The organism is Pseudarthrobacter ribosi, from assembly GCF_055412865.1.
Genome location: NZ_JBVAYZ010000002.1, coordinates 96189 through 121077, shown reverse-complemented (window position 1 = coordinate 121077; position 24889 = coordinate 96189). Strand labels below are relative to the sequence as shown.

The 24889-nt window shown below is 63.9% G+C and carries 26 protein-coding genes; 25 read left to right on the top strand and 1 reads right to left on the bottom strand.

All coding sequences use genetic code 11. The features are described from left to right. Positions 1-46 precede the first annotated feature (46 nt). The 7 genes from ACZYZ5_RS02385 (at position 47) to ACZYZ5_RS02355 (ending at position 13430) form a co-directional block, all read left to right on the top strand. A complete protein-coding gene (locus ACZYZ5_RS02385) occupies positions 47-3946 on the top strand; it encodes a DNA-directed RNA polymerase subunit beta' (RefSeq protein ID WP_307465583.1) in 3900 nt (1299 codons plus the stop codon). 487 nt (positions 3947-4433) lie between these two features. Next, a complete protein-coding gene (gene rpsL / locus ACZYZ5_RS02380) occupies positions 4434-4808 on the top strand; it encodes a 30S ribosomal protein S12 (RefSeq protein ID WP_011692814.1) in 375 nt (124 codons plus the stop codon). Position 4809: 1 nt separating this feature from the next. Next, a complete protein-coding gene (gene rpsG / locus ACZYZ5_RS02375) occupies positions 4810-5280 on the top strand; it encodes a 30S ribosomal protein S7 (RefSeq protein WP_011692813.1) in 471 nt (156 codons plus the stop codon). A 69-nt stretch (positions 5281-5349) separates the two neighbouring features. Continuing rightward, positions 5350-7464: an elongation factor G gene (fusA, locus tag ACZYZ5_RS02370; protein WP_463898878.1), complete on the top strand. Its 2115-nt coding sequence runs from the start codon at positions 5350-5352 to the stop codon at positions 7462-7464. Positions 7465-7706: 242 nt separating this feature from the next. Beyond that, on the top strand, positions 7707-8897 hold the full coding sequence (tuf, locus tag ACZYZ5_RS02365) for an elongation factor Tu (RefSeq protein WP_069949303.1): 1191 nt from the start codon (positions 7707-7709) through the stop codon (positions 8895-8897). A 262-nt stretch (positions 8898-9159) separates the two neighbouring features. Further along, entirely contained in the window at positions 9160-13257 is a 4098-nt protein-coding gene (locus ACZYZ5_RS02360; protein ID WP_463898877.1) for a hypothetical protein, read from the top strand. Positions 13258-13304: 47 nt separating this feature from the next. Next, a complete protein-coding gene (locus ACZYZ5_RS02355; RefSeq protein WP_463898876.1) occupies positions 13305-13430 on the top strand; it encodes a hypothetical protein in 126 nt (41 codons plus the stop codon). Positions 13431-13499: 69 nt separating this feature from the next. Here ACZYZ5_RS02355 and ACZYZ5_RS02350 read toward each other — a convergent pair whose 3' ends face one another. Further along, on the bottom strand, positions 13500-14927 hold the full coding sequence (locus ACZYZ5_RS02350) for a GH1 family beta-glucosidase (RefSeq protein WP_463898874.1): 1428 nt from the start codon (positions 14925-14927) through the stop codon (positions 13500-13502). 462 nt (positions 14928-15389) lie between these two features. On the opposite strand from ACZYZ5_RS02350, the gene rpsJ reads away from it, so the two are divergent. The 18 genes from rpsJ (at position 15390) to rpsE (ending at position 24888) form a co-directional block, all read left to right on the top strand. After that, positions 15390-15698, top strand: coding sequence for a 30S ribosomal protein S10 (rpsJ, locus tag ACZYZ5_RS02345; RefSeq protein ID WP_024366135.1), 309 nt, complete (start codon positions 15390-15392; stop codon positions 15696-15698). Positions 15699-15715: 17 nt separating this feature from the next. Next, positions 15716-16366, top strand: a complete 651-nt coding sequence (rplC, locus tag ACZYZ5_RS02340) for a 50S ribosomal protein L3 (RefSeq protein WP_024366134.1) — start codon at positions 15716-15718, stop codon at positions 16364-16366. A gap of 4 nt (positions 16367-16370) precedes the next feature. Beyond that, positions 16371-16994, top strand: coding sequence for a 50S ribosomal protein L4 (gene rplD / locus ACZYZ5_RS02335; protein WP_282379776.1), 624 nt, complete (start codon positions 16371-16373; stop codon positions 16992-16994). Then, positions 16991-17296, top strand: a complete 306-nt coding sequence (gene rplW / locus ACZYZ5_RS02330; protein ID WP_024366132.1) for a 50S ribosomal protein L23 — start codon at positions 16991-16993, stop codon at positions 17294-17296. The genes rplD and rplW overlap by 4 nt, the downstream gene beginning before the upstream one ends. 30 nt (positions 17297-17326) lie before the next feature. After that, positions 17327-18166, top strand: a complete 840-nt coding sequence (gene rplB, locus ACZYZ5_RS02325; RefSeq protein WP_463898872.1) for a 50S ribosomal protein L2 — start codon at positions 17327-17329, stop codon at positions 18164-18166. A 12-nt stretch (positions 18167-18178) separates the two neighbouring features. Further along, a complete protein-coding gene (gene rpsS, locus ACZYZ5_RS02320) occupies positions 18179-18460 on the top strand; it encodes a 30S ribosomal protein S19 (RefSeq protein WP_018773666.1) in 282 nt (93 codons plus the stop codon). A gap of 38 nt (positions 18461-18498) precedes the next feature. After that, positions 18499-18864, top strand: a complete 366-nt coding sequence (rplV, locus tag ACZYZ5_RS02315) for a 50S ribosomal protein L22 (protein ID WP_069949298.1) — start codon at positions 18499-18501, stop codon at positions 18862-18864. Then, positions 18865-19698 (top strand): 30S ribosomal protein S3, encoded by an 834-nt coding sequence (gene rpsC / locus ACZYZ5_RS02310; protein WP_463898871.1) that lies wholly within the window; start codon positions 18865-18867, stop codon positions 19696-19698. It begins immediately after the preceding gene. Beyond that, on the top strand, positions 19699-20115 hold the full coding sequence (gene rplP / locus ACZYZ5_RS02305; RefSeq protein WP_024366129.1) for a 50S ribosomal protein L16: 417 nt from the start codon (positions 19699-19701) through the stop codon (positions 20113-20115). 2 nt (positions 20116-20117) lie between these two features. Continuing rightward, positions 20118-20447 (top strand): 50S ribosomal protein L29, encoded by a 330-nt coding sequence (gene rpmC, locus ACZYZ5_RS02300; protein WP_069949295.1) that lies wholly within the window; start codon positions 20118-20120, stop codon positions 20445-20447. Next, entirely contained in the window at positions 20444-20752 is a 309-nt protein-coding gene (gene rpsQ, locus ACZYZ5_RS02295; RefSeq protein ID WP_463898869.1) for a 30S ribosomal protein S17, read from the top strand. The genes rpmC and rpsQ overlap by 4 nt, the downstream gene beginning before the upstream one ends. A 687-nt stretch (positions 20753-21439) precedes the next feature. After that, positions 21440-21808 carry a 50S ribosomal protein L14 gene (gene rplN / locus ACZYZ5_RS02290; protein WP_003803789.1) on the top strand — a complete coding sequence of 123 codons (369 nt, stop codon included), beginning with the start codon at positions 21440-21442 and terminating at the stop codon, positions 21806-21808. A gap of 3 nt (positions 21809-21811) precedes the next feature. Beyond that, complete coding sequence (gene rplX / locus ACZYZ5_RS02285) at positions 21812-22171, top strand: 50S ribosomal protein L24 (protein WP_307460561.1); 360 nt, start codon at positions 21812-21814, stop codon at positions 22169-22171. Further along, positions 22171-22752 (top strand): 50S ribosomal protein L5, encoded by a 582-nt coding sequence (rplE, locus tag ACZYZ5_RS02280; RefSeq protein ID WP_024366124.1) that lies wholly within the window; start codon positions 22171-22173, stop codon positions 22750-22752. Before rplX ends, rplE begins: the two co-directional genes overlap by 1 nt. A gap of 89 nt (positions 22753-22841) precedes the next feature. Continuing rightward, positions 22842-23240, top strand: a complete 399-nt coding sequence (gene rpsH / locus ACZYZ5_RS02275; protein WP_056425243.1) for a 30S ribosomal protein S8 — start codon at positions 22842-22844, stop codon at positions 23238-23240. Between the two features lie 18 nt (positions 23241-23258). Continuing rightward, positions 23259-23795 carry a 50S ribosomal protein L6 gene (rplF, locus tag ACZYZ5_RS02270; protein ID WP_282379793.1) on the top strand — a complete coding sequence of 179 codons (537 nt, stop codon included), beginning with the start codon at positions 23259-23261 and terminating at the stop codon, positions 23793-23795. Between the two features lie 2 nt (positions 23796-23797). Then, positions 23798-24181, top strand: a complete 384-nt coding sequence (gene rplR / locus ACZYZ5_RS02265) for a 50S ribosomal protein L18 (protein WP_307460555.1) — start codon at positions 23798-23800, stop codon at positions 24179-24181. A gap of 26 nt (positions 24182-24207) precedes the next feature. Beyond that, positions 24208-24888 carry a 30S ribosomal protein S5 gene (gene rpsE / locus ACZYZ5_RS02260; protein ID WP_307460639.1) on the top strand — a complete coding sequence of 227 codons (681 nt, stop codon included), beginning with the start codon at positions 24208-24210 and terminating at the stop codon, positions 24886-24888. Position 24889 lies beyond the last annotated feature (1 nt).

The following is a 24889-nucleotide window of genomic DNA, read 5'->3' as shown; positions in this document are numbered from 1 at the left end:
AACCCAAGACTTCAGAATTTAGAGAACAAGAGAGAACAGGGACCATATGTCCAGCGAATCCTCCTTCGGCCTCATGCAGATCGGCCTCGCCACCGCGGAAGACATCCGTGGCTGGTCTTACGGCGAGGTTAAGAAGCCGGAAACCATCAACTACCGCACGCTCAAGCCTGAGAAGGACGGCCTCTTCTGCGAGAAGATCTTCGGCCCGTCCCGCGACTGGGAGTGCTACTGCGGTAAGTACAAGCGCGTGCGCTTCAAGGGCATCATCTGCGAGCGGTGTGGCGTTGAGGTCACCCGCGCAAAGGTCCGCCGTGAGCGCATGGGCCACATCGAGCTGGCCGCCCCGGTCACGCACATCTGGTACTTCAAGGGTGTTCCTTCCCGCCTGGGCTACCTCCTCGACCTGGCGCCGAAGGACCTCGAAAAGGTCATCTACTTCGCCGCCTACATGATCACGAGCGTCGACGCCGACAGCCGCCACGAAGAACTGCCCAACCTCCAGGTTGAGCACGACATCGAGAAGAAGCAGCTGATCGACAACCGCGACTCGGACATCGCCACGATCGCCCGCGACCTTGAGAACGAGCTTGCCCGTCTCGAAGGCGAAGGCGCCAAGGCTGCCGACAAGAAGAAGGCCCGCGACTCCGCTGACCGCCAGATGGCTAACGTCCGCAAGCGCGCGGATGCTGAAATCGAGCGCCTCGAGCAGGTCTGGGACCGCTTCAAGAATCTCAAGGTCGCTGACCTTGAAGGCGACGAAGGCCTGTACCGCGAACTGCGCGACCGTTACGGCATGTACTTCGAAGGCTCCATGGGTGCCGAAGCGATCAAGAAGCGTCTTGAGAACTTCGACATGCAGGCTGAGTCGGACATGCTCCGCGACATCATTGCCAACGGCAAAGGCCAGCGCAAGACCCGCGCCCTGAAGCGGCTCAAGGTGGTCAATGCGTTCCTGACGACCAACAACAGCCCGCTCGGCATGGTGCTGGACGCCGTCCCGGTGATCCCGCCGGAACTGCGCCCGATGGTCCAGCTGGACGGTGGCCGCTTCGCGACCTCCGACCTCAACGACCTCTACCGCCGCGTGATCAACCGCAACAACCGCCTCAAGCGCCTGCTTGATCTCGGTGCTCCGGAGATCATCGTCAACAACGAGAAGCGCATGCTTCAGGAAGCCGTTGACAGCCTGTTCGACAACGGCCGCCGCGGCCGTCCGGTCACCGGACCGGGCAACCGTCCGCTGAAGTCCCTGAGCGACATGCTCAAGGGCAAGCAGGGTCGTTTCCGCCAGAACCTCCTGGGTAAGCGCGTTGACTACTCCGGCCGTTCCGTGATCGTCGTCGGCCCGCAGCTGAAGCTGCACCAGTGTGGCCTGCCGAAGCAGATGGCGCTGGAGCTCTTCAAGCCGTTCGTGATGAAGCGCCTGGTTGACCTCAACCACGCCCAGAACATCAAGTCGGCCAAGCGGATGGTTGAGCGCTACCGCCCGCAGGTCTGGGATGTCCTCGAAGAGATCATCACCGAGCACCCGGTGCTGCTGAACCGTGCACCTACCCTGCACCGTCTCGGCATCCAGGCGTTCGAACCGCAGCTTGTGGAAGGCAAGGCAATCCAGCTTCACCCGCTGGTTTGTGGCGCCTTCAACGCTGACTTCGACGGCGACCAGATGGCAGTGCACCTGCCGCTGAGCCCCGAAGCCCAGGCTGAGGCCCGCATCCTGATGCTGTCCTCGAACAACATCCTGAAGCCGTCTGACGGCCGCCCGGTGACGCTGCCTTCGCAGGATATGATCATCGGCCTCTACCACCTGACCACCAAGCGTGTCGGTTCAGCTGGCGAGGGCCGGATCTTCTCCTCCGTCGCGGAAGCCATCATGGCGTACGACCTGCACGAGCTGCACCTGAACTCCCAGGTCAAAATCCGTCTTGAGGGCTTTGTCCCTTACGCCGGCTGGGAAGCTCCGGAAGGCTACGAGCCGGGTCAGACCGTGCTCGTCCAGACCTCCCTGGGCCAGGTCCTCTTCAACGAGACGCTGCCGGCGGACTACCCGTGGGTTGAGAACGTTGCCGACAAGGGCGAACTGTCCACCATCGTCAACGACCTCGCCGAGCGCTACCCGAAGGTGGTCACGGCGGCAACCCTGGACAACCTGAAGGATGCCGGTTTCTACTGGGCCACCCGGTCCGGTGTCACCGTCGCCATCTCCGACATCGAGGTGCCCAAGGACAAGCCGCGGATCCTCGCCGGTTACGAGACCATGGCCGCCAAGATCCAGGGCCAGTACGACAAGGGCCTGATCGACGACGACGAGCGTCGCCAGGAACTGATCGAGATCTGGAACAAGGCAACGAACGAGATCGCCCAGGCGATGCGTGACAACCTGTCCCCGATGAACACGATCAACCGCATGGTGTCCTCCGGCGCACGAGGTAACTGGATGCAGGTCCGGCAGATCGCGGGTATCCGTGGCCTGGTGGCCAACCCTAAGGGTGAGATCATCCCGCGTCCGATCAAGTCCTCGTACCGCGAGGGCCTGTCGGTGCTGGAATACTTCATCGCCACGCACGGTGCCCGTAAGGGTCTGGCTGACACCGCGCTGCGTACCGCCAACTCGGGTTACCTGACCCGTCGTCTGGTGGACGTGTCGCAGGACGTCATCGTCCGCGAAGAGGACTGCGGCACCGAGCGCGGTCTGATGACCGCCATCGCGGTCGCAGACTCCAACGGCGAGCTGGTCCTGGACGAGAACGTCGAGAACAGCGCGTACGCCCGTACCCTGGCTGTGGATGTCGTTGACTCCAAGGGCAAGGTCCTGGCAGCGGGCGGCACTGACTGCGGCGACGTTGTCATAGCCGAACTGTTCGCCGCCGGCATCACCGAGGTCAAGGTCCGCTCCGTACTCACCTGTGAGTCCAGCGTCGGTACCTGCGCCCTGTGCTACGGCCGGTCGCTGGCCACGGGTAAGACCGTCGACATCGGTGAGGCAGTCGGCATCATCGCCGCACAGTCCATCGGTGAGCCGGGTACCCAGCTGACCATGCGTACGTTCCACACCGGTGGTGCTGTTTCCTCCAGCGGTGGCGACGACATCACCCAGGGTCTGCCCCGTATCCAGGAGCTCTTCGAAGCCCGTACTCCGAAGGGTGTCGCACCGATTGCTGAAGCAGCCGGCCGCATCACCATCGAAGAGTCCGAGCGCCAGATGCGCCTGGTCATCACCCCGGATGACGGATCCGAAGAGATCGCTTACCCGGTCCTGCGCCGTTCACGTCTTCTCATCGAAGACGGCGAGCACGTCAGCGTCGGCCAGAAGCTCATCAACGGTCCGGTCGACCCCAAGCAGGTTCTGCGCATCATGGGCCCCCGTGCCGCGCAGAAGTTCCTGGTCGACGAGGTCCAGGGCGTGTACCGCAGCCAGGGCATCGGTATCCACGACAAGCACGTCGAGGTTATCGTCCGTCAGATGCTGCGCCGCGTCACGGTCATCGAGTCCGGCGAATCGGACCTGCTGCCCGGCGAGCTCGCCGAGCGCAGCCGCTTCGAAGATGCCAACCGCCGTGTTGTGTCCGAGGGCAAGACGCCGGCTTCCGGCCGTCCTGAGCTCATGGGCATCACCAAGGCGTCCCTGGCGACCGAGTCCTGGCTGTCCGCAGCTTCCTTCCAGGAGACCACCCGCGTCCTGACGCAGGCGGCCATGGAAGGCAAGAGCGATCCGCTGCTCGGCCTCAAGGAAAACGTCATCATCGGTAAGCTCATCCCGGCCGGCACGGGTCTCCCGCGCTACACCGAGGTCACCGTGGAGCCCACTGAAGAAGCAAAGGCCAACCTGTTCACCGGCCCCAGCGCATTCAGTGACTTCTCCTACGATTCCCTGGGCGGCGACGGAGCTCCTGAGTTCCATGCCATCCCGCTGGATGACTACGACCTGGGCAGCGACTTCCGCTAACGGGCAGGACGGGCCCTTCCGGCCGTCATAGCTTTCACAAGGGATGGTCCCGCACCGCAAGGTGGGGGACCATCCCCCTTTAACCCATCGACTGCTCCGGTACCGCCCTTTTGGGGCCCCATAAGGGCGGTACCGGAGCAATCGATGGGGGAGGAGGGGCGTGGTTCCGCGCCGATTAAGGGCCCGGACCCGTCCGTGTTAGACTTGAGACTAATTGTTATTGTGGCAGTGGATGAGTGCGCCGGTAGAAGCTGAAAGGCTGAACCAGGTCGACGTTTCCGGTTTGCAGGGTTCTTGTGCAACGTATGCCACATTTTCGCATGCCTAGAGGCCATTCAGGATGAAAGTCCGTGGGCCCGGCCTGCGGTCCGACTATTAAGGCTTCGCCTCAGCTGCTCTGGAGAGAACTTCAAAGCTCGAGCGGCGGGGCGCAGCGACAAGAGAGCGGCTGCCAACGGCCGCTCCGGATAAAACGGAGAACACGAGAGTGCCTACGATTAACCAGCTGGTCCGCAAGGGCCGCACGCCTAAGGTCAAGAAGACCAAGGCCCCCGCCCTTAACGGCAGCCCGATGCGCCGCGGTGTTTGCACCCGCGTGTACACGACGACCCCGAAGAAGCCGAACTCGGCTCTGCGTAAGGTTGCACGTGTGCGCCTCAACGGCGGCGTTGAAGTTACCGCGTACATCCCCGGTGTAGGCCACAACCTGCAGGAGCACTCCATTGTGCTCGTCCGTGGCGGCCGCGTTAAGGACCTTCCGGGTGTCCGTTACAAGATCGTCCGTGGCGCCCTCGATACCCAGGGTGTCAAGAACCGTAAGCAGGCTCGTAGCCGCTACGGCGCAAAGATGGAGAAGAAGTAATATGCCTCGCAAGGGTCCGGCCCCCAAGCGGCCGCTAGTTCTAGATCCCGTTTACGGCTCCCCGCTGGTCACCCAGCTGATCAACAAGGTGCTCGTTGACGGCAAGAAGTCCACCGCAGAGCGCATCGTTTACGGTGCACTCGAAGGTGCTCGTGCCAAGTCCGGCGGCGACCCGGTTGCAGCCCTCAAGAAGGCCATGGAGAACGTCAAGCCTTCCCTCGAGGTCCGCTCCCGCCGTGTCGGTGGCGCCACCTACCAGGTTCCGGTTGAGGTCAAGCCGGGCCGCTCCACCGCACTCGCCCTGCGCTGGCTGGTTGGCTACTCCAAGGCCCGCCGCGAGAAGACCATGACCGAGCGCCTCCAGAACGAGATTCTGGATGCCTCCAACGGTCTCGGTGCCGCTGTGAAGCGTCGCGAAGACACCCACAAGATGGCCGAGTCCAACAAGGCCTTCGCACACTACCGCTGGTAATACTTCCCGGACGCCGCCGGCTCCACCGAGCGGGCGGCGATCGTGCAGTCCATCCGAAAGGGAGACACCGTGGCACAGGACGTGCTTACCGACCTTAGCAAGGTCCGCAATATCGGCATCATGGCCCACATTGATGCCGGCAAGACCACTACTACCGAGCGCATCCTGTTCTACACAGGTGTGAACCACAAGATCGGCGAAACGCACGACGGCGCTTCGACGACTGACTGGATGGAACAGGAAAAGGAACGCGGCATCACCATCACGTCTGCCGCCGTGACCTGCTTCTGGGAAAACAACCAGATCAACATCATCGACACCCCCGGCCACGTTGACTTCACGGTTGAGGTTGAGCGCTCCCTGCGCGTCCTCGACGGTGCAGTTGCCGTGTTCGATGGCAAGGAAGGCGTGGAGCCGCAGTCTGAGACTGTCTGGCGCCAGGCTGACAAGTACAACGTCCCGCGCATCTGCTTCGTCAACAAGATGGACAAGCTCGGCGCTGACTTCTACTTCACCGTCGACACCATCATCAGCCGCTTGGGTGCCAAGCCGCTCGTTATGCAGCTGCCGATCGGCGCCGAGAACGACTTCATCGGCGTCGTCGACCTGCTTTACATGCGCGCACTGGTCTGGCCCGGCGACTCCAAGGGTGACGTCACCATGGGTGCCAAGTACGAGATCCAGGAGATCCCGGCTGACCTCAAGGAAAAGGCCGAGGAGTACCGCGCAACGCTCATTGAGACCGTTGCTGAGTCCTCCGAAGAGCTCATGGAGAAGTACCTCGAAGGTGAAGAAATCACCGAAGACGAGCTCAAGGCCGGCATCCGCAAGATGACGATCAACTCCGAGCTCTACCCGGTCTTCTGCGGCTCCGCGTTCAAGAACCGCGGCGTCCAGCCGATGCTTGACGCCGTCGTGGACTACCTGCCGAACCCGCTCGACGTCCCGCCGATGATCGGTCTCGATCCCCGCGACGAAGAGAAGGAACTGACGCGCAAGCCGTCCTCCGAGGAGCCGTTCTCGGCTCTGGCGTTCAAGATTGCTACGCACCCGTTCTTCGGTCAGCTCACCTTCATCCGCGTGTACTCCGGTCACGTGGAAGCAGGCTCCCAGGTGGTCAACTCCACCAAGGGCAAGAAGGAGCGCATCGGCAAGCTGTTCCAGATGCACGCCAACAAGGAAATGCCCGTTGACGGCGCTACCGCTGGCCACATCTACGCAGCGATCGGTCTGAAGGACACCACCACGGGCGACACCCTGTGTGATCCCAGCAACCAGATCGTCCTCGAGTCCATGAGCTTCCCGGAGCCCGTGATCTCTGTTGCGATCGAGCCGAACACCAAGGGTGACCAGGAGAAGCTCTCCACGGCCATCCAGAAGCTCTCCGCTGAGGACCCGACCTTCCAGGTCTCCCTCAACGAGGACACCGGCCAGACCATCATCGCCGGCATGGGCGAGCTCCACCTGGACATCCTGGTGGACCGCATGCGCCGCGAATTCAAGGTCGAGGCAAACGTGGGCAAGCCCCAGGTTGCCTACCGCGAAACCATCAAGCGTGCTGTAGAGCGTCACGACTACACGCACAAGAAGCAGACCGGTGGTTCCGGCCAGTTCGCAAAGATCCAGATCGCGATCGAGCCGCTGGACACGACCGAGGGCGAGCTGTACGAGTTCTCGAACAAGGTCACCGGTGGACGTATTCCGCGCGAATACATCCCCTCGGTTGACGCCGGTATCCAGGATGCGCTGAACGACGGCGTCCTCGCCGGATACCCGGTTGTCGGCATCAAGGCCACGCTGATTGACGGCGCGTACCACGATGTTGACTCCTCGGAAATGGCGTTCAAGATCGCCGGCCGTATGGCTTTCAAGGAAGCCGCACGCAAGGCGAACCCCATCCTGCTCGAACCGCTGATGGATGTCGAGGTCCGCACCCCTGAGGAATACATGGGTGAAGTTATCGGTGACCTCAACTCCCGCCGTGGCCAGATGCAGTCCATGGAAGATGCCCAGGGCGTCAAGGTCATCCGCGCGCACGTCCCGCTGTCCGGCATGTTCGGCTACATCGGTGACCTGCGCTCGAAGACCCAGGGCCGCGCTGTGTACTCCATGACGTTCCACAGCTACGCCGAGGTCCCGAAGGCATTCGCCGACGAGATCATCCAGAAGACCCGCGGCGAGTAGTCCCTAGGACTCTCGCAGCAAAGAACTCGGGTGCGTCTTCGTCAACGGAGATTCACCTGGTGCAGGTGGCCGGCTCCGGCCTCGCCGGCCGGCCATCTGCACCGACAGACTCGAGGGACTAGTATTAGTTCCTGAATCTGCAATTTCATCAATCCAAAGCCCCCCAAGTAGACTTACTGAAGTTTCGCCGCGACAAGCGCGGTCGAAGAGTAAGTCATTTGAAAACGTTCTAGGAGGAACCTGTGGCAAAGGCAAAGTTCGAGCGGACTAAGCCGCACGTTAACATCGGCACCATTGGTCACGTTGACCACGGTAAGACGACGTTGACGGCCGCGATTTCCAAGGTGCTGTACGACAAGTACCCGACACTCAACGAGCAGCGCGACTTCGCGTCTATTGACTCTGCTCCCGAAGAGCGTCAGCGCGGCATTACCATCAACATCTCCCACGTTGAGTACCAGACCGAGAAGCGCCACTACGCACACGTAGACGCTCCGGGTCACGCTGACTACATCAAGAACATGATCACCGGCGCTGCACAGATGGACGGTGCAATCCTCGTGGTTGCCGCCACTGACGGCCCGATGGCTCAGACCCGCGAGCACGTCCTGCTCGCCCGCCAGGTTGGCGTTCCCTACCTGCTGGTTGCACTGAACAAGTCGGACATGGTCGATGACGAAGAGCTCCTCGACCTCGTCGAAATGGAAGTTCGCGAGCTGCTTTCGGCTCAGGGCTTCGATGGCGATGAGGCTCCGGTCGTTCGCGTCTCGGGCCTGAAGGCTCTCGAAGGCGACCCGGTTTGGGTCAAGTCCGTCGAGGACCTCATGGAAGCTGTCGACAACTCTGTGCCGGACCCGGTACGTGACCGCGACAAGCCGTTCCTGATGCCGATCGAAGATGTCTTCACGATCACCGGCCGTGGCACCGTTGTTACGGGCCGCGCCGAGCGTGGAACCCTCGCCATCAACTCCGAGGTCGAGATCGTCGGCATCCGCCCGGTCCAGAAGACCACGGTTACCGGTATCGAGATGTTCCACAAGCAGCTCGACGAAGCATGGGCCGGCGAGAACTGTGGCCTCCTGCTCCGCGGTCTGAAGCGCGACGATGTCGAGCGTGGCCAGGTTGTCGTCAAGCCGGGTTCCATTACCCCGCACACCGACTTCGAGGCTAACGTCTACATCCTCTCCAAGGACGAAGGCGGACGTCACAACCCGTTCTACTCCAACTACCGCCCGCAGTTCTACTTCCGCACCACGGACGTAACCGGCGTTATCACCCTGCCGGAAGGCACGGAAATGGTTATGCCTGGCGACAACACTGAGATGACCGTCGCGCTCATCCAGCCCATCGCCATGGAAGAGGGCCTCGGCTTCGCTATCCGCGAAGGCGGCCGCACCGTTGGTTCGGGACGCGTTACCAAGATCCTCAAGTAGTACTTGCTGATCTGAGTTAGATCCCTGATCGGATGGCCGTCTGACGGCCCCCGTGAAGCAAAGAACAGCCCCGCTGCACTCGCAGCGGGGCTGTTCTTTTTTGCGTTCCGGGTTCGCTGCCCGGGCAGCGGTCGCAAGGCCCCCTGGGAACGGGCCCTGTGGACAGGCATCCGCTGACCACCCACCGGTGCTATATTTCATCTAGTCATTGGATTTAATGGGAGCTGGGCGGTACGGACAGCCGGAGTCACGAAGGATATCCATGTCGACCGCTGTGCACCCCCTGCTGGCTATACTCCTGGTGGCGGGCGCCCTCCTGCTGGGCCTCCGCTGGGGGAGGACCCGGGAACGCCGGCGTGACGCTGACGCGAACAGCCAGGCCTTCGCGGCCGGCTTCCGCGCCGGGCACCTCCAGGGCTGGCGGGACGGTCAGGTCGCACGGGAGCCGGTGCCCGCGACCATCCCGCCGGCGCCGGCAGCGGCTCCACCGCCGGCCCAGCCTGCAGCGCACCAACAGCACTGGCCCGTCCCCATGCAGCGGCCCGCGCCGCAGGTGGCCGCGCCCCCGGCAGTTCCGCGGGAGTCCGCCGCGGAACTGGCTGCCCGGGAGGAGAAACGGGACCGGCAGAACATCAACATCACCCTCTACGTCGCCAGCCTCCTGCTGGTGGCTGCCGGTGCCCTGTTCATCGGCACCGCCCTCCCGGTAATCCTCCGCTTCGCCGGCGTTGTCGCCATCACCGTGCTGTTCTATGCCGGCGGTCTGGTCCTGCATGCGAAGGCCCCGCGGCTCAGGCCGGCCGCCGTCGCCTTCGTCGGAACCGGCCTGGCCCTGATCCCGGTGGTCGGCCTGGCCATGTACAACTTCACCCTGCCCGACGGCCCCGCCGCCTGGCTGGTCACCTCGTTCATCGGCACCGTGGCCTATGTTGCCGCCGCCGTCCGGATGGACAGCAGGGTTCTCGCCTACCTGTCCCTGACGTTCGTCGTGTCGACGGCGTGGTCCGGGATTTCGGTCGTGGGCGGGGCGCTGCTCTGGTACTTCGCGGCGCTGATCGCCATCGCGGTCCTCCTGACGCTGCTGGCCCTGACGCGTCCGCACTGGATGCCATCGGTGTTCCTCAGACCGCTGATGGACCTGCACCCGTTTGTGGTCCCCGCCGTCGCAGTCGCTGTGACCTTCCTTCCGATGCTGCTGGGCAGGGGCGAGTACGCGTTCATCATGTTCCTGTGCGGAACGTACTTCGCCCTGATGGCGGCGCTCCCGCAGAGCCAGTTCCGGGTCGGCCAGTACTACGGCGCGCGGGTCAGCCTTACCGTGGCGCCGGCGGCCGCGGTCTGGGCGGCGACCGACAGCCAGCCGTGGATGGTGCTGACCGCCATCATGCTGGCAGCCCTCCAGTCCGTGCTGCTGGCGTCCGGGCTGACCGTGGTTCCGGCCGCGCTCCTGGGCTCGGACGGCCGACGGCGCGCGGACGCCCTCGGCACCTTCGGGCTGCAACTGCTCCTGACCCTGCTGTGGGGCGCCGCCACCATGTTCTTAGCCGCCGTCGACCCCGCCGTCGCCCCCGCCGTCGACGTCCCGGTGTGGCTGCCGCTGCTGCTGGCGCTGCTCACCGGCATGGCCCTCGCCGTGGGCCTGGAAGGGATGGCGGAAGGGGCCCCCGTGGCCGCGCTTCTGGTGGCTGCGGCGTTCGGCGGCCGCGCCGGCGTCTGGAGCCCGGCGGTGTTCCTGTTGCTGGTCGCGCTGTTCTGGGTCCTGCGTTCCCTGCCCCCGGCGGAGCCCCTGCGCCGGCACTTCGTGCTCGCCGCCCGCATCGCAGTCACGCTGGCCGTTCCGGCGGTGGCCGCGGCCGTGACCGGCGGCGGCGCTGTTCCGGTGCTGACAGCATTCCTGCTGGCCCTTGTGGTGCAGCAGCTCGCCACGGCAGCCCTGGTCCGGGCGGGAGCGCCGTCGCTGGCCCCGGACGCCAGCCTCGCGGCCTTCTCCCTGGCGGCACTCCCCGCCCTCGCCGCGCTGGCCTTCGTGGACGGCTCGCCGGGGCGAACGCTCGCCGGAGCCGCCGTCGTGCTCCAGCTCCTCACATCCCTTGGCATCGGCTGGGCCCTCTCCGGGGAAGCTTCGGCCGGAACTCCCCGGTGGTCCGGTGTCCGTGAATTGCTGCCGCTGGGCATGGCGGCGGCGCTGGCCGGTCTGGCGCTTACCGGGGTCTCGCTCCGGAGCGGCAACATCAGCCTCGCCCTGACGGTGCTCTACCTCGTGGCAACGGCGCTGCGCCGCGGTTTGCTGCAGCAGCGGTGGAGCTACTGGTGGATGGCCCGCGGGACCGGCACCATCCTGGTCCTGACGGGTTTCCAGCAGCTGCGGCAGGAGACCGGACCGCTGCTGCCCGGCGGCCAGGAGCTTATGGGCGCTTCGCTGGCGGTGCTGGTGCTGGGGCTGCAGCTGGCTTTCCCCCTGCTGGCCGAGCTCCGGGGCCGGGCTCCCGACGGCGTGGTCGCCGACGCCACCGCGGTGCTGGTGCTGCAGGCCGCCGCACTGTCTGTCCTCACGGCGTCCGGCCTCCAGCCCCAGTCGACCGCGGGATGGCAGCTGACCGCTGCCGTCGTCGTGATGGCCCTCAGCGCAGCGGCGGCGGGGTTTGTGCTGCGAGCCCGCTCGCGCGCAGCGGTGTTTGCCCCGGCGGTGCTGGCGGTGCTGCTGCTGACCCGTGCGGGTTCGGCGCTCGACGTCGAGCTGGTTCTGGGCATCTTTGCCGCCTTCAGCGCCGCGATGGTGGTGGCTTCCAACCCGCGCACGGCCAGGGGCGTCTACTTCGCGTCGGCCCGGCTGCTGACCCTGGCACTCGCGCTCGTCCTGAGCTACGACGCGACGGTCTCGGTCACCGCCGTCTCGGTGACCTTCGGGCTGGTCCTTGCCGCCCAGCACGTGATCCGCTGGCTCATGCGGCACCGCCTGGCGGACGTCCCGTTCCAGCAGGCAGCGGTATGGATCACGCTCGCGGCCCAGACGGTGCTTCCGCTCGGCTATCTGGGAGCGGCGCCGGACGACGGCGGCCGCTGGGTCATGCTGCTGCACGTGGCCCTGCTGCTGGTCGCCGCGGCCGTGGCCAGCCGGGTGTTTGCGGCCCGCGGGGCGGCCTACCTGACGGTCTATGCCGCCGTGTTCGGCACCGTGGCGCTGGGGCCGCTGGCGCAGTTCGACGGCGGCACCCCTGCCGGCCGTCTGCTGGACCAGCCGGTGCTCAGCCACGACGGGGTCGTCGTGATGCTGCTCGTGCTGTCGCTGGCCGCCACCGCCGCCGGCCTGCGTTTCCGGCGGAACGCGCGGGCCGACGTCGAACGCTGGCTCTGGCTGGCAGCGTCCGGTGGTTTCGTCCTGACTGCCCTGGTGCTGGCTCCGCTCGCCGCCCACTGGCTGACCGGGGCGTCGGTCCTGGCGCTGGCAGCGGCCTGTTTTGCGGCGTCGCACCTGGAACGGTGGCCGGCGCTCTACATGCCGGCCGTGGCGGCGGCGCTGTCCGGCGCCACCTTGTCCGGTGCCGCGCTGGCGGCGTCCGTGCTCCCGGAAGCCGTGCCGGGTGCCGGGGGCAGCTACCTTCCGTGGCTGGCGGGCTGCGTTCCGGCGGCGGCGGCGCTGTATGCCGTCCGATGGCTGCGCCGCGAACCGCTGGCCGCCGATCCGGTCCGCCGCTGGTCCCTGGTGTCGGCAGCGGTCCTGGGGCTTGGCCTCGGCGCGGCAGCCGGGCTGCGGTGGGACGAAACGGCGTGGGCCGTGGTTGCGCTCGTGGCCGCCACCGCCGCGGTGTGTTGCGCCGAGGTGCCGGCGGCGGCCCGCAGGGCGGGCGCGGAACTCGGACTTTTCGCCACGACGGCGGCGGTGCAGCGCGCGGTGCTGTTCACCGGGCTCGACTCAGGCTCCGAGTGGCCCGACGTGTTCTGGGCGCTGCAGTGGTATGTCGTTCTCGCAGGGGTGCTGGGAGCCCTCCGCCTGGCCTCCGGTTACCGCGGGGCGGACCACCGAAGAACCGGCCGGGTGCTGGTGTCCGGCGCCGCCGGGGTGCTGACGCTCTCCGGGCTGGGGATCATGTTCGGCGGTGATTCCGGGCAGCAGCTGTGGGTCCTGGCGCTGATGGCCGTGGTGCTGATGGCCGGGCTGGCCTTCGGTGAACGGTTGTTCGTCTGGTGGGGTGCGGCGGGAGTGGCGCTGTGCATCATGTGGGCGATGCGCCAGTACACCTTCGCGCTGCTGGCCCTCATTGCCGTGGGCCTCATCGTGCTGGCGGTCTGGAGGCTAAACCGCAGCAAGCCCGTGGCTGACGTGCCAGCACCGCACCGTGAGCCGGCGGACCATAGTTGACGGGGGCCGGGCGCTGATATCGTAGCTCCCAACGAAGGGAGCTCACAATGAGCTGGTTGATTTTTCTGTTGGTGGCCGTTGCCGTCGTCGCCGCCGTCTTTTGGGCCAAAAAGCACTTCCGCGACGAGATTGAGCGGGCCAAGCGCATTAACCGGGCGAACCGGGAGAAATAGCGCGTAAACGTCCAAAGCCGGGCAGGCGACCGGGCCGGTGCCGGCCCGCCGCCGGCGGGTCCTGCCGGCTCAGAGCTTGCGGGCCCGGCTGAGGGCCTGGTACCAGTAATACGACTCCTTGGGCGTGCGCTCCTGGGTGTCGAAATCGACGTGGACCAGCCCGAAGCGCTGCGAGTACCCGGCCGCCCACTCGAAGTTGTCCATCAGGGTCCAGACGTAATAGCCCAGCAGTTCAACGTCCTCGGCGATGCCGCCCGGCGCGGTGGCGTCCACGGCGTGCCCCAGGTGGGATGCGATGTAACTGATCCGGTCCGTATCCGGGATAGGGCCGGACACGTGCTCGGGCTCGGGGAAACTGGCCCCGCTTTCGGTGATGTACAGCGGGGGCAGCGCCGCACCGTACCTGTCCTTCAGTTCCCGGAGCAGCGGGCCCAGATGGTCCGGCGCCACCGGCCAGCCGAACCCCGTCGTCGGGTATTCCGGGAACGCCGCCATATGGAAGGGCATCTTCAGCATCGCGTCCGCGGTGCCCGCGGGGCTCTCGCCCGCGCCGCGTCCGGTCGCGACCTTCACGGGGTAGTAGTAGTTCAGCCCGTAGAAATCGAGCGGCTGGTGGATGGTCCGCAGGTCGGCGTCGGAGATCTTCCCCATCGAACGGAACCACGGCTTGGCGATCAGCGGCACTTTCGGGTAGCGGCCCAGGAGGATCGGATCCGCATAGACCCGGTTCAGGACTAGGTCGAAGATGTTGGCCAGGAACCGGTCCGTCACCGATCGGGACGCAGGCCGGACCGGGGAATGCAGGTTGGTGACACCAACAGCGCCGGTGACACCCTCCGCGCGCAGCGCCTGCACGGCCAGGCCGTGCGCCAGGAGCTGGTGGTGCACGGCGGGCAGGGCATCGAAGAGCAGGTCATGGCCCGGGGCATGGACCCCGAGGGCATAGCCGTTGAGCGTGACCGAGACCGGTTCGTTGAGCGTCACCCACTGCGCGACGCGGTCGCCGAAGCGGCGGCCGGCCGCCGCGCTGTACTCGGCGAAGCGTTCCGCGGTGGACCGCTGCAGCCAGCCCCCGCGGTGTTCCAGCGGCAGCGGGGTGTCCCAGTGGTACAGGGTGGCCATGGGGGAGATGCCGGCTGCCAGCAGCTGGTCGATGAGCCGGTCGTAGAAGTCGAGCCCGGCGCTGTTGAACGGACCGGTCCCGTCCGGCTGGATCCGGGGCCAGGAGAGGGAGAACCGGTAGGAGTCGATGCCGAGCGTGCGCATTAGTTCGACGTCTTCCGCGGTGCGGTTGTAGTGGTCGCAGGCGACGGCGGGGGAGTGGCCGTCCTGGATGGTGCCGGGCTTCTCGACAAACGCGTCCCAGCCGGAGGGCCCTCGGCCGCCGGCCGCGAGCGATCCTTCTATCTGGAAAGCGGCCGAGGCAACTCCCAGCTGGAAATCCGGGCGCAGGCGCGCGGCAAGGGCCTGAACTGCTACGGAATCCTGCACAGTCATGCCCCCATCATGCCCACGGCGCCTGCCGAAGGCAATGAGCGGACGTCTTGTCCCGCCGTCGACCGTTCCGAAACGGCGTGACCCGCCCGGTGGCTGCCCGGAGAATGCCCCACCCCGCCCGGCCGCCGATTCGCTTCTGCCCGGCAATTCCGGCATACTAGATGAGTTGTTCAAGCGCTCTTTCGCGTCCCGATCCGGATAATGCCGGGTGTCAGGGTCCAAGTAGGAGACCAAACATAACCCACGCCCCAAGGAACTGCGGACGAGTACGCGTGAAAAGCGCGACACGCCCGACCGCGGGGGTCGGTTACGTCGGCAGGTTGAGGAACCCGGATTTATCCGGATTCAGCTTGTGCGGCGGGTGGTAGTTACGACTTCAATTGCTTCGGCAGCCACATGCAACACGCAAGTAAACAGAGCAGCCCTCACTGGAGCAGCACTAACGAAAGAGAGTCAGGCGACATGGCGGGACAAAAAATCCGCATCCGGCTGAAGTCATACGACCACGAGGTCATTGACTCTTCAGCACGGAAGATCGTTGAGACGGTCACGCGCGCAGGCGCCACGGTAGTAGGCCCTGTGCCGCTGCCGACGGAGAAGAACATCTACTGCGTCATCCGCTCTCCGCACAAGTACAAGGACAGCCGTGAGCACTTCGAAATGCGTACTCACAAGCGTCTGATCGACATCATCGACCCCACGCCCAAGGCTGTTGATTCGCTTATGCGTCTCGACCTGCCGGCCGACGTGAACATCGAAATCAAGCTGTAGGGAGGTGCTGAGAAACTATGACCGCAACCCGTAACGTAAAGGGCCTGCTGGGCACGAAGCTCGGCATGACCCAGGTCTGGGACGAGAACAACAAACTCATCCCCGTCACTGTGGTCCAGGCTGACTCGAACGTCATCACGCAGCTGCGCAATGCAGACACTGATGGCTATGTCGCCGTTCAGATCGGCTACGGCCAGATCGATCCCCGCAAGGTCACCAAGCCGCTGGCTGGTCACTTTGAAAAGGCAGGCGTCACGCCTCGCCGTCACGTCGTCGAACTGCGCACTGCAGATGCTGACTCTTACGAGCTGGGCCAGGAGCTCTCCGTAGAGCTCTTCGAAGCCGGCCAGAAGATCGACGTCGTTGGCACCACCAAGGGTAAGGGCTTCGCCGGTGTTATGAAGCGTCACGGCTTCCACGGCGTTGGAGCTTCCCACGGTGCCCACAAGAACCACCGTAAGCCCGGTTCAATCGGTGGCGCATCCACCCCGAGCCGCGTCTTCAAGGGCATGAAAATGGCCGGCCGCATGGGCGCCGTTCGTCACACCACGCTGAACCTCACGGTCCACGCGGTTGACGTCGAGAAGTCGCTGCTCCTGATCAAGGGCGCCGTCCCCGGCGCCCGCGGCCAGGTCGTACTCGTACGCACCGCCGTGAAGGGAGCCTAGTTCAATGACTAGCACTGTCAAGGTTGACCTGCCTGCAGAGATCTTCGACGTACAGACCAACGTGCCGCTGATGCACCAGGTCGTCGTTGCCCAGCTCGCTGCTGCTCGCCAGGGTACCCACAAGACCAAGACCCGCGCCGAGGTTTCCGGTGCAGGTCGCAAGCCGTTCAAGCAGAAGGGCACCGGCCGCGCCCGTCAGGGTTCAATCCGTGCTCCTCACATGACCGGTGGTGGCGTTGTCCACGGCCCCACGCCGCGTGACTACAGCCAGCGCACCCCCAAGAAGATGATTGCTGCTGCCCTGCGCGGCGCTCTCTCTGACCGCGCCCGTAACGGCCGCATCCACGTCGTTGCTGAACTGGTTCCCGGCACCAAGCCGTCCTCCAGCGCCGCACTGGCTACCCTGCGGGATGTCTCCGAGCGCAAGAACCTGCTCGTTGTCATCGAGCGCGCCAACGATGTTGCTGCACTCTCCGTGCGCAACCTCACGGATGTTCACGTTCTGTACGCAGACCAGCTGAACACCTACGACGTTCTCGTCTCCGATGACGTTGTCTTCACCAAGGCTGCCTACGAAGCATTCGTTGCTTCCAAGGCAGTGGCAAAGAACGAGGAGGATGCCAAGTGAGTGCAGCCACCATCAAAGACCCGCGCGACGTCGTGCTTGCACCCGTCGTCTCGGAAAAGAGCTACGGCCTGATCGATGAGGGCAAGTACACCTTCCTGGTGGACCCCCGCTCGAACAAGACCGAGATCAAGCTGGCCGTGGAGAAAATCTTCTCCGTCAAGGTCGACTCGATCAACACCATCAACCGTGCCGGTAAGCGCAAGCGGACCAAATTCGGATGGGGTACCCGCAAGAACACCAAGCGTGCAATTGTGAGCCTCAAAGAAGGCACGATCGACATCTTCGGCGGTCCGCTCTCGTAGCGGAGACCACTTTAACGAGGAAATTAAATTATGGGAATCCGTAAATATAAGCCGACTACCCCGGGCCGTCGCGGCTCGAGCGTAGCGGACTTCACTGAAATCACGCGGTCGACGCCGGAAAAGTCGTTGGTACGTCCCCTCCCGAAAAAGGGTGGCCGTAACAACACCGGTAAGATCACGACCCGTCACAAGGGTGGTGGCCACAAGCGCCAGTACCGTCTGATCGACTTCCGTCGCCACGACAAAGACGGCGTCAACGCCCGCGTTGCCGAGATCGAGTACGATCCGAACCGCACGGCTCGCATCGCACTCCTGCACTACATTGATGGCACCAAGCGGTACATCATTGCCCCGAACAAGCTGGCCCAGGGTGACACCGTAGAGGCAGGTGCCGACGCTGATATCAAGCCCGGCAACAACCTCCCGCTGCGCAACATCCCGGTCGGTACCGTAGTCCACGCAGTCGAACTGCGTCCGGGTGGCGGCGCCAAGATGGGCCGCTCCGCCGGCGCATCGATCCAGCTCGTTGCTAAGGAAGGCCGTTTCGCCCAGCTGCGTCTGCCTTCCGGCGAAATCCGCAACGTTGACGTGCGCTGCCGCGCAACCGTCGGCGAGGTCGGCAACGCCGAGCAGTCGAACATCAACTGGGGTAAGGCCGGCCGTATGCGCTGGAAGGGCGTTCGCCCGACCGTCCGTGGTGTCGCCATGAACCCGGTTGACCACCCCCACGGTGGTGGCGAGGGTAAGACGTCCGGTGGACGTCACCCCGTCAACCCGAACGGTAAGCGCGAAGGCCGCACCCGCCGTCCCAACAAAGAGAGCGACAAGCTTATTGTTCGTCGCCGTCGTACTGGCAAGAACAAGCGATAGGAGCCTGGACACATGCCACGCAGCCTGAAAAAAGGTCCTTTCGTTGACCAGCACCTCTTTGTAAAGGTAGCCAGGGAAAACGAAAAGGGCACCAAGAACGTCATCAAGACCTGGTCCCGCCGCTCGATGATCGTCCCCGACATGCTCGGCCACACGATCGCCGTACACGACGGACGCAAGCACATCCCCGTGTTTGTCACTGAGTCGATGGTCGGGCACAAGCTCGGCGAATTCGCTCCCACGCGGACATTCCGCGGCCATGTCAAGGACGACCGTAAGGGCAAGCGCCGCTAGGCGCCTGCACTTACGTCAAAGACGAGAGAAGGAAAGCAATGGAAGCCAAGGCAATTGCGCGTCACATCCGCGTAACGCCTATGAAGGCCCGGCGCGTCGTCAACCTTGTTCGTGGTAAGCAAGCGAATGAGGCTCTGGCAATTCTGAAGTTTGCCCCGCAGGCAGCTTCAGAGCCGGTATTCAAGGTAGTTCAGTCGGCAATCTCCAACGCCCGGGTCCTCGCGGACCGCGACGGCGTGGCGTTTGACGAGGGTGACCTCATCATCAGCGAAATGTATGTTGATGAAGGCCCGACCATGAAGCGGTTCCAGCCGCGAGCCCAGGGTCGTGCATTTCAGATCAAGAAGCGCACGAGCCACATCACCGTGGTAGTCGCTACCCCGGAGAAAGAGGAGGCTCGCTAAGTGGGACAGAAAGTTAACCCGCACGGGTTCCGACTCGGCATCACCACCGATCACGTATCGCACTGGTTTGCTGACAGCACCAAGCCCGGCCAGCGGTACAAGGACTTCGTCCGCGAAGACATCCGTATCCGCCAGCTCATGTCCACGGGCATGGAGCGCGCCGGTATCGCCAAGGTCGAAATCGAGCGCACCCGCGACCGTGTCCGTGTGGATATCCACACGGCACGTCCGGGCATCGTTATCGGCCGCCGCGGCGCAGAAGCAGACCGCATCCGCGGCGAGCTCGAAAAGCTCACGGGCAAGCAGGTCCAGCTGAACATCCTCGAGGTCAAGAACCCCGAGATGGAAGCACAGCTTGTTGCGCAGGGCGTTGCTGAGCAGCTGACTTCCCGCGTGGCTTTCCGCCGTGCGATGAAGAAGGCCATGCAGTCCGCGCAGCGTGCTGGTGCCAAGGGCATCCGTATCGCTTGCTCGGGTCGACTGGGCGGCGCAGAAATGTCCCGCTCGGAGTTCTACCGCGAAGGCCGTGTGCCCCTGCACACCCTCCGCGCGAACATCGACTACGGCTTCTACGAGGCAAAGACCACCTTCGGCCGCATCGGCGTGAAGGTCTGGATCTACAAGGGTGACATCACCGCCAAGGAACTGGCTCAGCAGGCAGCTGCTGCTCCGTCCCGCGGCCGTGGTGCCAGCGACCGCCCGGGCCGCCCGGGTGGCGCTGACCGTGGTGACCGCCGCCGTCGTACTGACCGCCCCGCCGAGGCTGCACCCGCTGCTGCTGAAGCTCCGGTGGTTGAAGCAGCAGCACCGGCTGTAGAAGGAGGACAGGCTTAAATGCTTATCCCACGTCGAGTCAAGCACCGTAAGCAGCACCACCCGGGTCGTTCCGGGGCTGCAACGGGCGGCACGAAGGTCTCCTTCGGTGAATGGGGTATCCAGGCTCTGAGCCCGGCATACGTCACGAACCGTCAGATCGAGTCTGCCCGTATCGCGATGACCCGCCACATCAAGCGTGGCGGAAAGGTCTGGATCAACATCTACCCGGACCGTCCGCTGACGAAGAAGCCTGCCGAAACCCGCATGGGTTCCGGTAAGGGTTCTCCGGAATGGTGGGTCTCAAACGTCAAGCCGGGCCGGGTTCTCTTCGAGATCTCAGGTGTCGATGAAGAAACGGCCCGCGAGGCACTGCGCCTGGCGATCCACAAGCTCCCGTTGAAGGCACGCATTCTGCGTCGCGAAGGTGGTGAATAGAAATGTCAGTAGGATCCAAGGAACTTGCATCCGCACAGCTGGACGGTTTCGACAACGAGCGACTCGTTGAGGAACTCCGTAAGGCCAAGGAAGAGCTGTTCAACCTGCGTTTCCAGTCCGCCACCGGTCAGCTGGAGAACCACGGTCGACTGCGCGCGGTAAAGAAGGACATCGCACGCATCTACACCGTTCTCCGTGAGCGCGAGCTGGGCATTCGTGCCGAGGTTGCCGCACCGGTTGTGGAAGCCAAGGAAGAAAAGAAGTCCAAGAAGGCTGCAACCAAGAAGGCCGACAAGGCTGAAACGGTTGAGACCGAGGAGGACGCCAAGTGAGTGAAAAGGACGAGAACGTGACGGAAACTGTTTCCGGCGCAGCTAAGGCTGACGAGCGCGGTTACCGTAAGACGAAGCGCGGCTATGTGGTCTCGGACAAGATGGAAAAGACCATCACTGTCCAGGTCGAGGACCGTGTGAAGCACGCCCTCTATGGCAAGGTCCTTCGCCGCAACACGAAGATCAAGGCTCACGACGAAGAGAACAGCGCCGGCATCGGCGACCTCGTTCTCCTCGCCGAGACCCGCCCGCTCTCCGCTACCAAGCGGTGGCGTCTGGTGGAGATCATCGAGAAGGCCAAGTAACACCCGCAGCCTGGCTGTACGAGGACCCCCGTTCCCTTTTGGGAACGGGGGTTTCTCCGTATCCGGCGCCGGGTTCCCAGCGGGCTGCGCGTCGCGGGCCGCGCGTCACGCAGGGCAGGGTTTCGGCAGCGGTCGACGCCGGCGGGCCGGGATTCCGGGGGAGTGCGGCACCAGCGGGGCCAAAAGACTGCCGGGCGTGACGCCGTCGGGCGCTGCTGTGCCGTGCTGGCCTGTACAACCTCGTTCGGCCGGGACGTCGGCGGACCCGCGGGCTGCGCGTCACGCAGGGCAGGGTTTCGGCAGCGGTCGACGCCGGCGGGCCGGCATTCCGGGGGAGTGCGGCACCAGCGGGGCCAAAAGGCTGCCGGGCGTGACGGCGTTGGCCTGTGCAGCGGCGGCGCAGCTGTGATATGGGGATACGCCCGAAATGTGCTAAGATTTTGAGTTTGTATGGCGCCCTCTGTGCGCCGTCATCAACCTCGTAAACAATCGTGCCACGGCATAGTGCCCCCTAGCGCCCCGATTCGTCGGGATCCGCGTGGGAAGCAAATGTTTTTGGCACGGGAGTTTAGGCCTGGTCTGGCAAAATCCAGGCAGGTCAAGAGACACCCCGATCAACCGTTCCGCAAGGCTCATTCCGTAGGAAGATTTTCGGTCTGAGAACCCGCGCGACGCAAGGAGTAAATAGTGATTCAGCAGGAGTCGCGACTCAAGGTCGCCGACAACACGGGTGCTAAGGAAATCCTTACCATTCGCGTTCTCGGTGGATCTGGCCGTCGCTACGCAGGCATTGGCGACGTAATCGTCGCTACCGTCAAGGACGCAATTCCGGGCGGCAACGTAAAGAAGGGCGACGTCGTCAAGGCTGTCATCGTCCGTACCAAGAAGGAACGCCGCCGTGCGGATGGTTCCTATATCAAGTTTGACGAGAACGCAGCTGTGATCCTGAAGAACGACGGTGACCCCCGCGGTACCCGTATCTTCGGACCGGTTGGTCGTGAACTTCGCGATAAGAAGTTCATGAAGATCGTTTCTCTGGCTCCGGAGGTGCTTTAGTCCATGGCTAAGATCAAAAAGGGTGACCTCGTTCAGGTCATCACTGGCGCCAAGGCTGAGCGCGGCGGCGACAAGGGCAAGCAGGGCAAGGTTCTGCGCGTTTTCCCCGAGACCAACCGCGTGCTGGTCGAAGGCATTAACCGCGTAACCAAGCACACCAAGGTCGGTCAGTCGCAGCGCGGCACCAAGACCGGTGGCATCGAAGTCGTCGAGGCTACGATCCACATCTCCAACGTGGCTCTGGTTGACCCGTCCACCAAGAAGCCCACCCGCGTCGGTTTCCGCACCGAGACCGTTGAGCGCGATGGCGTGAAGCGCGACGTGCGTGTCCGCGTGGCCAAGAGCTCAGGGAAGGACATCTAATGACTGAGACTCTCGAGACTCCGGCAAGCAAGATCGTTCCTCGTCTGAAGACCAAGTACGCGGATTCCATCAAGAGCACGCTCGTTGAGGAATTCAAGTACGAGAACGTCAACCAGGTTCCCCGTCTGGTCAAGGTCGTTGTGAACATGGGTGTTGGAGATGCCGCTAAGGACTCCAAGCTGATCGACGGCGCTGTCCGCGATCTGACCCTGATCACCGGCCAGAAGCCGCAGGTAACCAAGGCCCGCAAGTCGATCGCACAGTTCAAGCTGCGCGAAGGCATGCCGATCGGTGCACACGCAACTCTGCGTGGGGACCGCATGTGGGAATTCCTGGACCGTCTGGTCACGCTGGCTCTGCCGCGTATCCGTGACTTCCGGGGCCTCAGCGGCAAGCAGTTCGACGGCAACGGCAACTACACCTTCGGTCTGACCGAGCAGGTTATGTTCCACGAGATCGACCAGGATTCCATCGACCGCGTTCGCGGCATGGACATCACCGTCGTGACCACTGCCAAGACCGACGACGAAGGCCGCGCGCTGCTCAAGGCGCTTGGCTTCCCGTTCAAGACCGAAGATTAATCTAGCTACGTAAAAGGTCCGACCGTGCCGGTTCCCCTCGGGGATGACTGCACGGCGGAAACCGTTATGAGGAAGGGCAAGAGCCCACCATGACAATGACAGATCCCGTCGCAGACATGCTTACGCGTCTGCGCAACGCAAACTCGGCATACCACGATTCTGTGTCTATGCCGTACAGCAAGCTCAAGGCACGCGTTGCCGACATCCTGAAGGCCGAAGGTTACATCGCCTCCTGGAAAGAAGAAGACGCTGAGGTTGGCAAGAAGCTGACCCTCGAGCTCAAGTTCGGTCCGAACCGCGAGCGTTCAATCGCTGGCGTTCGTCGTATTTCCAAGCCGGGACTGCGCGTTTACGCAAAGTCCACCAACCTGCCGCACGTGCTCGGTGGCCTGGGTGTCGCAATCCTGTCCACCTCTTCCGGCCTCTTGACTGACAAGCAGGCCGGCAAGAAGGGCGTGGGCGGCGAAGTCCTCGCTTACGTCTGGTAACGGGAAAGGAAGAGAATAATGTCACGTATTGGACGTCTCCCCATCACCGTTCCTGCCGGCGTTGAGGTCAAGGTTGACGGCTCTGTCGTCAATGTCAAGGGTTCCAAAGGCGAGCTGAGCCACACTGTGCCCAGCCCGATCGAGGTTTCCCTGGAAGATGGCACCCTGACTGTCGCCCGCCCGAACGACGAGCGCGCCTCACGTTCGCTGCACGGCCTGACCCGCACCCTGATCGCCAACATGATCCAGGGTGTCACCGCAGGCTACGAGAAGAAGCTTGAAATCGTCGGTACCGGTTACCGCGTTCAGGCAAAGGGTTCTGACCTGGAGTTCGCTCTGGGCTACAGCCACCCGGTTAGCGTCTTGGCACCGAACGGCATCACCTTTGCAGTAGAGACCCCGACCAAGCTCTCTGTTTCAGGCATCTCCAAGCAGCAGGTCGGCGAGGTTGCTGCCAACATTCGCAAGCTGCGGAAGCCGGACCCCTACAAGGGCAAGGGCATCCGTTACGCAGGCGAAGTCATCCGCCGCAAGGTCGGAAAGGCTGGTAAGTAACCATGGCGATCGCAATTAACAAGAAGCGTACGAACAAGAGCAAGTCTGCCCAGCGCAGCCGCCGCCAGCTTCGTATCCGCAAGCGCATTTCCGGAACGGCTGTACGTCCTCGTCTGGTCGTCAACCGTTCCGCACGCCACGTATTCGTCCAGGTTGTCGATGACACCCAGGGCCTGACCGTAGCGAGCGCCTCCACTTTGGAAGCCGACCTTCGTGCATTCGACGGTGACAAGACTGCCAAGGCCAAGCGCGTTGGCGAGCTCGTCGCCGAGCGTGCCAAGGCTGCCGGAATCGAAGCTGTTGTCTTCGACCGCGGTGGTAACAAGTACCACGGCCGGATCGCCGCCGTCGCTGACGGCGCACGTGAAGGTGGGCTGTCACTGTGACCGAAAATAACGAAAAGGACATTCAGGTGACTGAAGCTGTAGCTGCTCCGGCAACTGAGACCGCTGCGCCTGCTACCACCGACGCCGCCCGTGGTGGCGCTCGTCGTGGCGAGCGTGGCGACCGCGGCCAGGGCCGTGGCGACCGTGGTGGCCGTGGTGGCCGCGATGGTGGCCGCGAAGCCGAAAAGAGCCAGTTCGTAGAGCGCGTCGTAACCATCAACCGTGTTTCCAAGGTCGTCAAGGGTGGTCGTCGCTTTAGCTTCACCGCCCTCGTCGTCGTCGGTGACGGCAACGGTATGGTCGGCGTTGGCTACGGCAAGGCTAAGGAAGTTCCTGCCGCAATCGCGAAGGGCGTTGAAGAAGCCAAGAAGTCCTTCTTCCGCGTTCCCCGCATCGGCAGCACCATCCCGCACCGTGTTCAGGGTGAAGCCGCCGCAGGCGTCGTTATGCTGCGTCCGGCTTCCGCCGGTACCGGTGTTATCGCCGGCGGTCCGGTCCGTGCAGTACTGGAGTGCGTGGGCATCCACGACATCCTCTCCAAGTCGCTCGGTTCCTCCAACGCCATCAACATCGTGCACGCGACCGTTGACGCGCTGAAGCGCCTCGAAGAGCCGGCAGCAGTGGCAGCACGCCGCGGCCTCCCGCTCGACGAGATCGCTCCGCCGGCAATGGTGAAGGCACTCCTGAACCAGAAGGCAGGTGTCTGAG